Below are 12,396 nucleotides of genomic sequence, written 5' to 3'. Positions count from 1 at the left end.
CTTAAGAATTAGATATTATTTTTTATATTTTATCCAGTTCTTACGTGTCTCTCATCTTGAATTAAGCAATTCTAGCAATAGTAGTTAAATTGCTTACTTAAGCTAATTCGTTCTGTTTTTCAATTCTATGATTTTTTTGGATGTCGAAGAGCTTTTGTCTCATTTTCGCTCGATTGTAACCTATCAGGACTTAGCACTAGGAGACTATCTCTTCTACCAAAATGATCCCGCTCACTCCATCTTTGCTCTACAGTCAGGCACCATTCGACTGCTCCATTACACAAATGAAGGTCAAGAAATCGACCATTATCGAGTTCATGCTGGAGAAATCTTTGCAGAAATTGCTCTGTTTAAGGAATCTTATGTATGCACTGCGATCGTAGAAGAACCAGCACGAGTCGCCCGATTTCCCAAATCGGAGTTTTGGCCAGCACTGCAACAAGATCCTGCACTGTCTAGTGCATTTATGGAACTTCTCGCACATCGATTACACCAAACCAAGATCATGTTAGAAATTCGTGGGATTCGGTCTACGCGCGAACGAATTTTACACTATCTTCGCTACATGACGGATTCAGGTAAAGAAATCATGCAGTTTCATCGATCGATGAGGGTAATTGCACAAGATTTAGGTGTGAGTCCTGAAAGCTTATCTCGCACCCTAAAACAACTCCAGAAAGAGGGGATCATTACTCGAACAAAACGCATGATTCAACTCAACAAGTGAGCGCAGATACTAACGCTTCGCGAAGGAGAAATTCTTAAGACAACCTAAAAATTTCTCAAGCTTGATTTCAATCAAAGACGTAGGCATAGGCTTTGTTCTACGCTCATTAACATCATTTTTCTGGTGTGGAGACGCGCTTATGAATTTACAGAACAGCCAATCAGTTGAACAACAGCGGTATGTTCTGGAATCTTTAGCGGAATTGAACGATCAAGCTTATATCTTAAGTCGCTACTTGCATGGAATTACCTGTGAAGTTTGTCAATTGTTGAACTCAAACTGGACAATTATAACTATCTGCGAGGAAGGAGATTGGCAAATTCTTGCCAGTCACCCGCTTCTCCATGAAGCAGGCCCTGAATCTTCTTTTCATACAGAACTTTCGGCAATTCTACTTCAGCATGGATTGCTTCAGCACATTGATGATGTAGAACACCACCTCGACCATCAAGAGCAACTCGGCAGCTACACTTATTCTCTGGGAGTACCACTGCAAACTATCTATGGCAGAGTCATCGGAACGCTTTACGCATTTCATCAGCATCCTTGTCAACACAGTTCAGAAAAGATCTCGATCGTTCAATCGCTTGCAGAACGCGCAGCAATGGCGATCGAGAACTATCAACTCTACCAGCAGAAACGATTGAGCGATCAACGTTTAGAGAAGGAAATTGCGACTGGGCTGAGAGAACTACAAGCAATCCAATCAAAATTGGCAACACAGGAACGCCTAGCTGAGATTGGGGAATTCACAGCCTTAATTATTCATGAGATTCGCAATCCTCTCACCACGATCGAGATGGGGTTGAACTATGCCAAAAAACGATTGCTTAACACCTCTGATCAAAAACGATTAGCCTTAGCTCTCAATGAATCTCAACGTCTGAAGCAGTTACTCACTGAAATCTTGCTCTACACAAAGCCGCAGGTCTTGAAGCGCTCCAGGTTGAATCTTGGCGACTTTTTGAGCGAGCTGCTCATACAACTTAAGGACATGCCCGAAGCAACTGATCGTCAGATAGAATTAACCTTCACACAACCGGACATTCACATTTCCGCCGATCGAGATAAGCTCAAGCAGGTTTTTATCAATCTAGTTCGGAATGCTTTTGAAGCAATCTCGCCTGGAGAAAAGATCAGGTGTGAGATTAGCTCCCTCCATTCAGAGCGAGTTTGCATCCATATTCATAACAATGGAGAACCCATTCCGCCAGAAATCTTACCTCACCTAACAACACCTTTCTGTTCTACGAAACCTTCTGGAACAGGATTAGGACTCGCGATCGTAAAGCGAATTATCACCGCACATGATGGAGAATTGACCATTCATTCTTCTGCAGCAGGCACAACTGTAAGCGTTCAATTGTCAATCGTGCCTTAAATGAACCTCATCAAGTTCAATCTCCTTCTGCAATGATTTGAGGCTAAAAGTAACGTGCGATTTAACAGCAATCTCCAGTTTCTCGCTCTTGGCTCAAGCATTGCTTTTGTTTTTTGAGACAAATGACCACAGTTCATCAGCACTGACCTCGCTTGTTTCGACCGCTTGAACTTCCGCATTATGTACCAGTTGCGCTCTCTGACTCGCTGCTCGAACAATGCTGACGACTGTGTTGTAAGCGAGTCCAGTGATCCGACTCACCCCGCGTAGACTGCTGCCTTCACTGTGCGCTTGCAGCACTTGTTGAATTTGCTCAGGACTGATATGGCGGCGATAGTAGAGACTATCAAAGTTTTCTGAAAATGTTTGATTGCAAGTCGGGCAGAGGTAGCGTTGATGACCGTTCGGCATCTTGCCATGTTTGTGGGCTTTCGGGTGTCCGCACAGGGGGCATTCCATTGGTAGGCTCCAGAAGAAATCTGCCTCTACTTTATCAGTCCCACATTAATTTGATGCACTACCCGATTTGCTCACCACCATCCTGTACGAGATGGGTCACCTTGCAGGCATCATTCAAGGCAACCCAGTTTATGATCGTCATCTCCAAACGATCGCCAACACCAAACTCTTCGTCGGCGACGGCTTCACGGCTGCGCTCACCCCAACGCTCACCGTCATTGACAAAGACAGAGCGATTAGCCGAGATGCAGTTACGGTCACAGTTGCCAATGCAACTCCAACGATCATCACGCTCACTGGCGATACAAAGATCACCGAAGGCTCCATGGCTCAATTCAACGTAACCGCGATCGACCCAGGCAACGATTCACTGACTTATTCCTGGAACTTTGGAGAGGGCAGCGAACCAGTGATGGGCTCAAATGCTGCATATCGCTTCAAAGACAATGGCATCTACACCGTGACGCTAACGGTCAGAGATAAAGATGGTGGACTCACGACGGAAACTCGCACGATCAAAGTTCTCAATGCATCCCCAATCGTCGGAGGAGTTCAACAGCCTCTGAAATTTCCTTGACATTGAAGATTAGTTTCTCAGACGACATTTTTGAAGTCTTTAAAGTAAGCATCTCGAAGGTAGTAAGCATCTCGAAGGTCACTTAATTTTTGGGCTTATTGGCTCCTGGCATTCCATCGGGTGTGTAAACCACAGCACTGGCATCAATTCGCCCAATAATGGTTAATGCCGTAGTTGCTAGTATGACAACCATTTGAGCGATGTCATTCAGATCAGTTTTGCCCGTGTTCTGATAAGCGGTAATGCTTTTGGCAATGAGAGGAGCAATAGACGCGATCGCAGTCAGCACCGCGCCCCAAATTGTCTTGCTCTGAACCATGCTTTTGGAAGGGACAGACGAGGGAGAATTAGAAGTTTGCATCGAGTACTCCGGGTAAATGGTCACATTCATACCATAAATCTTCAGTAGAGTGCCTCTTCTGAAAATGTTTTCAGGCTCGACAATGGTAAAAGATGTGTCGATCTGCTTCCTCAAGTCGTTGTTGTCAATCGTTCAGTTCTTCGGCTATGACTTGACTCAGAATCTCTGACATGGCGCTAAAACAAGGCTAACTGCACTAATGATGCTCGCGTCTCAGACTCCAAATGGGAAGTCCCCAAATTTGAGAGCGAAATCCCCAACAGCCTCACACTTCGCCCTTCTAAATCAACTGCTTCAAACAACTCCTGCGCTAAAGAGGTAGCGATTCCCAACTCACAAATCGGATTTGAGAGCGTTCTGCTTCGAGTAATCTGCTGATAGTTGCCAAACTTTACCTTCAGCGTGAGAGTGCGTCCCTTGGCCTGATGTTGCTCTAGACGGTGACACACATCCTGAGCGATCGTTGCGAGTTCATGAAGCATCACAGCACGATCTGTTAAATCCTGAGCAAACGAAGTTTCTGCACCCAGCGATTTACGGACCCGGTTCGCTTCCACCATGCGATCATCCTGCCCTCGCGCAATTTTGAAGTAGTGATGTCCCATTTTGCCGAACTGCTGCACCAATTCCGTTTCAGAGCGTTGCTTCAAATCTGCTCCAGTACAAATGCCCAGTTCTCGCATTCTCGTTGCACTCACCTTGCCGATCCCGTGGAATTTCTCGATCGCAAGTTGCTCAATTAACTCCTCGGCTTGATCTGGCAGAATCACGGTTAATCCATTGGGCTTGTTCATCCCCGTTGCCATCTTCGCTAAGAACTTGTTGAAGGACACTCCCGCAGAAGCGGTTAAGCCTGTTTCTTGTTGAATAGAAGCTCTGATCTCTCTGGCGATCGCACTCGCATAAGGCAAACTTGATTTGCTTTCTGTCACATCTAAGTAAGCTTCATCCAGTGCAACAGGTTCGATCAAGTCGGTATAGCGCTCAAAGATAGCGCGAATCTGCTCAGAAACGGTTCGATAGACTTCAAAGCGAGGTTTGACAAAGATGAGATGAGGACAACGCTGGATCGCAAGTTTAGACGGCATTGCAGAGTGAATTCCGAAAACTCTCGCTTCATAACTCGCAGCACAGACGACCCCACGTTGAGTCGGAGAACTGCCAACCACGATCGGTTTCCCTTGATATTGGGGATAATCTCGCTGCTCGACTGAAGCGTAGAACGCATCCATATCGACGTGAATGATTTTGCGAATCCCATTCATCACTCGAGAGTAGTACAAGATAACTATTACTCTATCACCCCCAGTACGCTTTTTAACGATTGTGACGATTGTGAAATTACTTCGAGTGTGGCTGAATCAACTCAATGCGAAGATACCAGATTCACCGAATGCTTGAACTGTTACCAGTCTATCCCCAACATACAAGCTGATAATTTCGCTCCCGAAAGCGATGACGGGAGTACAGGGACAAGCAGGCAAGATCAACGCTGAATCAGTAAGATTATTCTACATTCGGGTTAAGCTGACAGTACCGCGACATTAGCGAAGATTGATCAGCAACGCCCGCGAAAATATTGCCGATATAAATCACAGGTAATCATCACCTGGTTGCCTGCTAACTTGACCAGTCCCATACTATATAACTTAAATGCTTTAACTTGTTCTAGCTCTACAGGTTCAGTGGCATTGAGAACCTGTAGCAACGCTTCCCTGAGTTCAGGATAGCGTTGCAAAATACCCAAATGACGATGCAGGTGATCATGATAAATTCCAGCATCGGTGACTGCGATCGCCATCATCTCCTCAAACGAATGTTGGAACTGTGCGAGATAATAAAGTGTCCATCGCGTCAGAAAGGGATGTCCCTGGAGCAAATGCATCAATTGCTGGATCTGATGGGTAGAAAGTTGTAAGTTATGCAAATCGATCAAGCTTTCGACTTGCTCAGTAGTAAAGGGCGTTAATGCGACTTCTATTCCTAGATTAAACGGAGATTGATTCACATTGAGATGGATATAGGGTTCTGTGGATTGAACAAGAATCAAGCGAAGTTTTTGCCAGGTTGAATCGGTTTTAGAGTGCTCGTGCCATGTGCGGAGCATCGTGAAAAACTCTTGCGCGATCGCAGGATACTCGAACAATTCACTTACTTCTTCTAGGGCTAACACTAAGGGAGACGAAATTTCCTCTAATAAGTAGCCTTCCATATACAGTGTGCAACTCATTTTGCTGCCAATGTCATTATCCCAATAGGTTGCTAATTGAGGCGTGAGTTTGAGCTTTTGAGTGATACAGGTACAGAACCACCGCAGTAATTTATGGAGATCTGCAAGAATTGCCTTCTCCACCTGCTGAAAGTTCAAAGTCACCGTTTGCATCTCAGTGGTTTTGGCATAAGCCAAAATCCTTAACATGAGGGAGGTTTTTCCCATCTGACGAGGTGCCTTAATCCGAATCAGGGAACTGGGTTGAAGAACATTCTGGTAACAGAGTGATTCCTGTATCGATCGCTGTACATAGAAGGGAGAATCGATCGGAACACTGCCCGTAGGATACTCTAGTGATGTCGTGGATACAGAACCTTTGAAGTTGGTTAAAACACAATTGCGATCGGGGTTATGGGTCGTCGATTGCGCTACAACATGGCGTTCCAAAACGCTGCGAACATTGAATTTTGTCACCTTTTGTCCCAACGCTTCCGAGAACAATCGCCAGAGTCTCGGAGCCGCAACTTGCTGAATGTAATTCCCAGAATAGTTATGCTCTCGGGCAATTTGCTCATAGGTTTTCTTGGGAGCCTGCCAAGACTCCAATAAAATCATGCGTTGTAGGTCATTAAGATGCTCACCCGTAGCTTCATACGCAACTTGTTCTGCTACTGCCAGAAATGTCTCTAAAGTTTGCATCATGACTTCGATAAAAAATTTGAAAAAGGCTAAGAAATCATCAACGATATTATTCTTCAGACTTCACGAAAGGGTATTCCCTAAAGGTGCAATATACAACGCTGAAGGGAAACCCCCAAATCACTGACATATCTGTTGATGTTCCTCAGTAACGGATGGATGAGTGCTTAGATAGTCTTGCAACCAATCGCAAGCGAAACTAATATCATTCATGGCAGTGATGTGCTTCCAATTCCATAAAATGATCCGTCGATCGAGACCGGCTGAAGCAATCAGCGAGTTGGATTTCTGCGAGTGTTCGCGGCTCTCAGGGCTAAAGACCACCGTTTGGACTGCACCCTCGTGACCTGTCAAGGTTCTTAGTAAGGAACCGTTCGTTTGCCAAACTTTGACTGTTCCATCGATCGAGGAAGAAGCTAGGAATTGTCCATCAGGGCTAAACGTGACCTCTAAAACACTTGCTGCATGACCCGTTAGGGTATGGACTAAGGAACCATCGATTCGCCACAGCTTCACCGTATTGTCGCTAGAAGCAGAAGCAAGCCAGTCACCTTGAGGACTGAAAGCCAATGCATTAATAGCAGCCTGATGCCCCGTTAAGGACTGGAATAGTCGTCCATCGGGGTACCAGAATTTAATTGTCTTGTCCTCCGCACCAGATGCAATCAGTTTTCCATTCGGGCTAAAGGCGACTGTGTTCACGCTACCTTGGTGTCGGACGAAAAAACGGCTCGGTTGCTCAGGAAATTGCCCATTGGGAGTTCGATCCCAAACCTGCACTGTGCCATCACTGCCGCCTACAATCAATTGCTGACGATCGGGACTAAAGGCAACGTCTCGTGCTCCCGCTTGTGATTGGAGCGTTTGTTTGTTGTGACCCTCTCGGTCAAAAAGTTCCACAGTCCCACCCCGAAACACATTAGCAATCTCTGCTCCATCAACACTAATGGTTAACCCAGTCACCGATAACTGGTTTGTGAAGACTGTTTTCTCTGGAATTGGTGCAATTTCTCCTGCTGTGTCCCGTCGCCAGAAGTTAAGGCGAAAATCAACCGAAGCAGAAAGCAGTTGGGAACCATCGGCATTAAATACGAGCCGATCGATGGTATCCGTATGCCCTGCTAACACATTCCAGGTAGGATGATGGGGTTTCCAAAACCGAATACTCCCATCCTCAGAACTGGAGACTAACCAGTGTCCATCGGGACTAAACCTCACTGCCCGTACCACTGCATGATGCCCCGATAGTGTCCTAAGCAATCCCCCCGTTGTTTGCCAGAGCCGAACTGTGTTGTCTGTACTAGCAGTTGCTAACTCCTGACCATCCGGACTAAATGAGATCGCGCGGACATTCGATCGATGACCAATGAAGGATTTGATTAATTCACCCTTGATATTCCATAGACTCACGGCTCCATCAACCGAAGCGGTTGCAAAGGTTTGATCCTTTGGACTAATAGCGATCGCAAAGATGGGACCTTTTTCGGTACTCAATTCAGCGATGACGCTGCCATCCGATCGTAGAACCCGCGTGTTGATGGTCTGAGGTGGATCGGGTCTTGGTTCCGTTTGCCCTCCTTCTAGTTGATTGAGACGACGAGAGGGGGGAGGCTGCGGCAACTCCGGTTTTGAACCTGTTTCCCCTTCTAAGGGGTTAAGACGACGAGGTGGAGGTGGGGGTGGCGTAACGATGGCAATGAGGAATTGACCGTCGGGACTGAAGGCTAGGTGCTCGGTTTTGGGTAGATGCTGGATTAAGCGACCATCCGTATGGAAAAGATAAGCATTTTGTCCGCCTGCAATGATGGCAAGTTTCTGAGCATCAGGACTAAATCGAACTCTTCTAACAGAATGGTTTAGCGGCAAAGTTTTGAGTAAAGTGCCATCTGCTCGCCAGAGTTTCACCGTTCGATCCGCAGAGGCAGTGGCAATTGTTTGCCCGTCCTGGCTCCAATCTACTGATGTAATCATTGCTAGATGAGCATCCCAGGCTTTCAGCAGTTGACCATTTGGTTGCAATAGCCGCAATTTTCCATCCACTGCTACCGCCGCAACCATTTGTCCATCGGGACGAATGGCGACTTCCTGAACCCCTGTACCCACATCAATTTGATTACTCGCTGTGATCCCATCAGACACAAGCCGGAGCACCGATTGCACCTGTTGGGCTAGGGCAGGATCAGCGTTACCGAGAGTATTCAATTTAGTGTTAGCATCGACTGCTTGTACGAGTGCTTCAAGCTGATGATGTGCCCCAAAATTTCCTTCAGCCGAAGACGCAAGCGCTCTGATCTCACTAATTCTTGCTTGGCGATACTGGAAAAAGGTGATCATACCAAAGCAGATCGCAATCAGCAGTGCCACTGCCACGGTTGCCAAGAGTTGTCGTTGTAATTTGATCGCTCGCCGTTCCTGTTGTAATTGGGCTTCCATCGCATGAGCGCGATCGGCTTCTAAAGCTTGCTGGATTTGACGGCGATCGCTCTCTACCGAAGCCGCTAAAAACTGATAGTCAAGGTCACTCAAGCGTTTTCCCTGCGCCCATTGTTGGGCATCTTGCAGGGCTTGTCCTCGGAGCAAACGTGATTCATCCTGACGTTGGGAGTATACCCAAGCGTCTAAGGTCTGGGAATAAGGACGAAGCGACTTTAGTTGCTGTTCTACCCAAGTGAGATCAAATACAGCGGCATAAATGCGATTTTTTACCTGGAGATAGCTCTGCTGTTTGACCACCAAGCCAGATAGTAAAAGTTCGATCTGCTCTGGACTATCGTCTACTGGTAATGGAATTTGATCTTCTAAAATCTGCTGATATAGGCCAAGCAATCGCCCTGCAGTTTCTTGATTCGAGAGAATGCGATTGCGAATGGTCTTTAGATGTTCGGGTTCATCACGGGATTCCCATTCTGTTAGGATGACGGTTTGAACTAAGTTATCGACCCAAAATGGTTCATTGCCGGGAGGAATGGTGAGCCGACCTTCAGTTGCAATGTGACTAGACTTGAGCACACAATGAATCGCAGCTTGGCAAAGCTTCTGAGTCAAGAAGGGTTGTCCATTCGTCCAGGATAAAATGGCTTGCAACACAGCAGGAGCATTGCTTATATGTTCCTTTAAGCCCAGTACCAAAGGGTCTGCTTCAGCAGTAGTAAAGCCATTAAGGGCGATCGCAGTTCCCAAATTAAATGGAGTACGTCTTCGATCTTGAATTAAATCAGAAGGGGTGGCAACCCCGAAAATTGCAAAGCTGATTCGTCTGTAATCTTCGTCGATCGCACGTTGGTTATAGCAAAAGCGAATCAGTGCAAAAAAATCGTCAACAGAAAAGGGAAGACTTAAGATACTATCAATTTCATCAATAAAGATGACTAAGTTTTCATTTGGAAATTCTTTAAGCAACACATCACTAATAAATCGACTCAATCGTTGCAAAAGAGAAATATCTTCTTCATCCCGCCACCAGCTTTGCAGATCGACCTGTTTGAGGAGCTTAAATCCACGCCATAAATCTTTGACGATTCCTTTGTACCATTGCAACGACGTAATATTTTCGCTCCCAATGTTCGTCATATCCACCACTGCACAGCGATAACCCGCTTCTTGTAAGCGAGTGCGTGTCCTGACTAACAAAGACGACTTGCCCATCTGGCGCGAATTCAGCACATAGCAAAACTCACCCCGTTTGAGAGCTGTATACAATTCGGTGTCAGCCTGTCGATAAATGTAACTGGGGGCATCATTGGTTAAGCTTCCACCAACTTGGTAACGCATAGACGATCAAGCAAAACATCTGGGAAGATTCGAGAACTAGAAAAACATCAAGCTTGAATCAACACCAAATTATACCTGGCAAGATTAAAGTGTGAAAAAACTATGAACAATTATCTTTTTTTGGGGACAATATGGATTCAATCGAGATGAAATATCAGGTTTTATCAGGTTTTATCAGGCATGTCCCATAGAAGAAGCGGGAAAACTGGGGAATGAATCCCTATAGTCACTTCAATGAGCAGCTTCTTCCAAAAAGCTTTGAGTCTGTTTGGCGATCGTGCAGAGTCAGAGATACCACAGTCAAACGCTATGCCGCCCGATATATTTCAGCCAAACCTATCACCGCCAGATTTATCAACGTCAACGTCTCCAGAGCAAGGCTCTCAGCCTGTTGCGACGGTTGTAATTCCCAATCCTGTGAAATATCAGTGGGTCTATAACTTAACTGTTGCTAACTGTCAGGAATTTGAAGCGCTCACCTTTCCCAGTCTCAAAAAGCGGTGGCAGACCTATCAGCAGCGCGGTGATCTTGGTGGCGTTGCCGCGATCGTAAATGGGCAAATGGTCGGATTATTAGTGGTCGAACTGTTAAGCGATCGAGCAGAAATTCTTTCCCTGTTTGTCGTACCAGAACACCGACGGCAAGGAATTGGTTTCCAACTAGTGCGTTATGTCGAACTGGGCTTGAAACGAATCAACTGCCCCCAAATGCAGGTTCGCTATCAAGTCGGTGAATTGACAAACTCCGCACTCGAAACGATTCTGCACCGCCAAGGATGGCAAACTCCAAAAACTGATTTTCTGATTACTAAAACCACGATCGAAGCATTCAAACAAGCGCCCTGGGTGTACCAATATCCCCTGCCACCAAAGTTTACAGTTTTTCCCTGGATCGAGTTGAGCGAGGCAGAACGGGATCAGATTCTCCAGCGTCAGACCTACCCTGCTAACCTCAGTCCCTTGGACCCCGATCCGCGGCTCGAACCGATCAATAGTTTAGGGCTGCGCTATCAAGGTGAAGTGATCGGTTGGACAATTAACCATCGGATTGCACCGGATACGATTCGCTATTCGACGATGTTTGTGGAAGCCAGATTCCAACGCCTGGGACGTGGTTTTTCGTTATTGACCGAAGCGATCAAACGCCAGATTGATAGCGGAATTCCCTATGCGACAGCTGCGGTGTCGAGCGATAACTTGCCCATGTTGCATTGCGCCGATCGCTACTACAAGCCCTTTGCAACATACCTATCCGAATCTCGTTCTAGCTACAAGGTGTTAGGTTAGGGCATTCCTAATTGATGATCGAATGCGACTAATATCGAATCAATCGATCATTGGTCGCATTTCGCTATTCAATTGCAATTCGTTTTCCAACAACGATTATAAGAACAATGACCACAAGAAAAGGGATGCCGCACCGACATCCCTCTCATCCTTCAGAAGCAATCTTGCTAGGCTTTGGGCAAAAACTTAGTTTCTAGCAGCGTGCGATAGGTTTCAACTAATCCATACCAATTAGAAAGTGCATGGTGAATTTGTTGCTGACGTTCTGTATCCGTTACGGTAGATAACTCGTAGTGGAAGTTACCAGAAAACAGCAGTCCAGAGATTTGCTCGTCATTCGGCAATCGCAATTGCGTGGGGTTGATGCTGAGTTGAAAACGGCAGTCCTCTAGCATGTAGGACAAATTGAGCGAGGCTTGCATCGGCTCTCGTCCAAACTGTTGCCATTCACCTGGAGAGAGCAGCGTTTGCGTCAAATATTTTTGAGCAGCATCGGGTTGATCCTTCAGCGTCACAATCCGCTTGGGATTAATGCCAATACCTTGGTAGTCAGCTTGAGGCATGGTTTCCACATACTTTGCTGCCATTTTCGCGATCGCAATTTCTTCCTCAGATTTGGCGCTAATGGATTCGGAGAAGCTGATTTTGCCCAATTCAACTAGAATGCTGATTCCATTTTGAAACACCAGTTGAATAACTCGTTGAGAAACAACAGGATTACGGGCTAGTTGCCAATCTTTGGGGACGATCCCGCTAAAAACAAAAAAATCTGGATTCAGTAGAGCGGGGTTAGCTCCTTTAGCAACGATTACGATCGAAAGTTCTTGAATATCGATTTGGTTCTCTAAATGGGGTTGCGTGGAGTGATCTAAAGATTGCTCTGGGGGTTTCTCTAAGACTGCTGATTTCTCCATCAGACTTA

At 46.0% G+C, this 12,396-nt stretch carries 9 protein-coding genes and 1 pseudogene; 4 read left to right on the top strand and 6 right to left on the bottom strand.

The window, feature by feature from the left end; genetic code table 11:
• The first annotated feature begins 127 nt into the window (after positions 1-127).
• A complete protein-coding gene (locus OU814_RS25175) occupies positions 128-727 on the top strand; it encodes a Crp/Fnr family transcriptional regulator (RefSeq protein WP_268242467.1) in 600 nt (199 codons plus the stop codon).
• 139 nt (positions 728-866) lie between these two features.
• A complete protein-coding gene (locus OU814_RS25170) occupies positions 867-2,108 on the top strand; it encodes a GAF domain-containing sensor histidine kinase (RefSeq protein WP_268242466.1) in 1,242 nt (413 codons plus the stop codon).
• A gap of 67 nt (positions 2,109-2,175) precedes the next feature.
• Here the strand turns inward: OU814_RS25170 and OU814_RS25165 are convergent.
• Positions 2,176-2,567, bottom strand: a pseudogene (locus tag OU814_RS25165) (IS1/IS1595 family N-terminal zinc-binding domain-containing protein); the annotation flags it as partial.
• Positions 2,568-2,658: 91 nt separating this feature from the next.
• Here OU814_RS25165 and OU814_RS25160 point away from each other — a divergent pair.
• On the top strand, positions 2,659-3,144 hold the full coding sequence (locus tag OU814_RS25160) for a PKD domain-containing protein (protein ID WP_268242465.1): 486 nt from the start codon (positions 2,659-2,661) through the stop codon (positions 3,142-3,144).
• Between the two features lie 82 nt (positions 3,145-3,226).
• Here OU814_RS25160 and OU814_RS25155 read toward each other — a convergent pair whose 3' ends face one another.
• From OU814_RS25155 to OU814_RS25140, 4 genes are all read right to left on the bottom strand, one after another.
• Positions 3,227-3,505: a hypothetical protein gene (locus tag OU814_RS25155; RefSeq protein WP_242044277.1), complete on the bottom strand. Its 279-nt coding sequence runs from the start codon at positions 3,503-3,505 to the stop codon at positions 3,227-3,229.
• 176 nt (positions 3,506-3,681) lie between these two features.
• Entirely contained in the window at positions 3,682-4,788 is a 1,107-nt protein-coding gene (dinB, locus tag OU814_RS25150) for a DNA polymerase IV (RefSeq protein ID WP_268242464.1), read from the bottom strand.
• 275 nt (positions 4,789-5,063) lie between these two features.
• The gene (locus OU814_RS25145) at positions 5,064-6,419 is read right to left on the bottom strand and encodes an AAA-like domain-containing protein (RefSeq protein ID WP_268242463.1); all 1,356 of its coding nucleotides are present in this window, start codon (positions 6,417-6,419) and stop codon (positions 5,064-5,066) included.
• Positions 6,420-6,536: 117 nt separating this feature from the next.
• Complete coding sequence (locus OU814_RS25140; protein WP_268242462.1) at positions 6,537-10,187, bottom strand: AAA-like domain-containing protein; 3,651 nt, start codon at positions 10,185-10,187, stop codon at positions 6,537-6,539.
• A gap of 234 nt (positions 10,188-10,421) precedes the next feature.
• On the opposite strand from OU814_RS25140, the gene OU814_RS25135 reads away from it, so the two are divergent.
• Positions 10,422-11,474, top strand: coding sequence for a GNAT family N-acetyltransferase (locus OU814_RS25135; RefSeq protein ID WP_017285508.1), 1,053 nt, complete (start codon positions 10,422-10,424; stop codon positions 11,472-11,474).
• Between the two features lie 167 nt (positions 11,475-11,641).
• Here the strand turns inward: OU814_RS25135 and OU814_RS25130 are convergent, their stop codons facing one another.
• Positions 11,642-12,388 carry a hypothetical protein gene (locus OU814_RS25130; protein WP_017285507.1) on the bottom strand — a complete coding sequence of 249 codons (747 nt, stop codon included), beginning with the start codon at positions 12,386-12,388 and terminating at the stop codon, positions 11,642-11,644.
• Between the last annotated feature and the right edge of the window lie 8 nt (positions 12,389-12,396).

The organism is Leptolyngbya sp. GGD (assembly GCF_026735145.1).
GTDB classification, from domain to species: domain Bacteria; phylum Cyanobacteriota; class Cyanobacteriia; order Leptolyngbyales; family Leptolyngbyaceae; genus Leptolyngbya; species Leptolyngbya boryana.
This window is presented reverse-complemented; position numbering and strand designations above follow the sequence as displayed.

Coding starts and splice junctions, on each gene's coding strand:
- OU814_RS25175 (WP_268242467.1), top strand. CDS start 128: ATGATTTTTTTGGATGTCGAAGAGCTTTTGTCTCATTTTCGCTCGATT.
- OU814_RS25170 (WP_268242466.1), top strand. CDS start 867: ATGAATTTACAGAACAGCCAATCAGTTGAACAACAGCGGTATGTTCTG.
- OU814_RS25160 (WP_268242465.1), top strand. CDS start 2,659: ATGGGTCACCTTGCAGGCATCATTCAAGGCAACCCAGTTTATGATCGT.
- OU814_RS25155 (WP_242044277.1), bottom strand. CDS start 3,505: ATGCAAACTTCTAATTCTCCCTCGTCTGTCCCTTCCAAAAGCATGGTT.
- OU814_RS25145 (WP_268242463.1), bottom strand. CDS start 6,419: ATGATGCAAACTTTAGAGACATTTCTGGCAGTAGCAGAACAAGTTGCG.
- OU814_RS25140 (WP_268242462.1), bottom strand. CDS start 10,187: ATGCGTTACCAAGTTGGTGGAAGCTTAACCAATGATGCCCCCAGTTAC.
- OU814_RS25135 (WP_017285508.1), top strand. CDS start 10,422: ATGAGCAGCTTCTTCCAAAAAGCTTTGAGTCTGTTTGGCGATCGTGCA.
- OU814_RS25130 (WP_017285507.1), bottom strand. CDS start 12,388: ATGGAGAAATCAGCAGTCTTAGAGAAACCCCCAGAGCAATCTTTAGAT.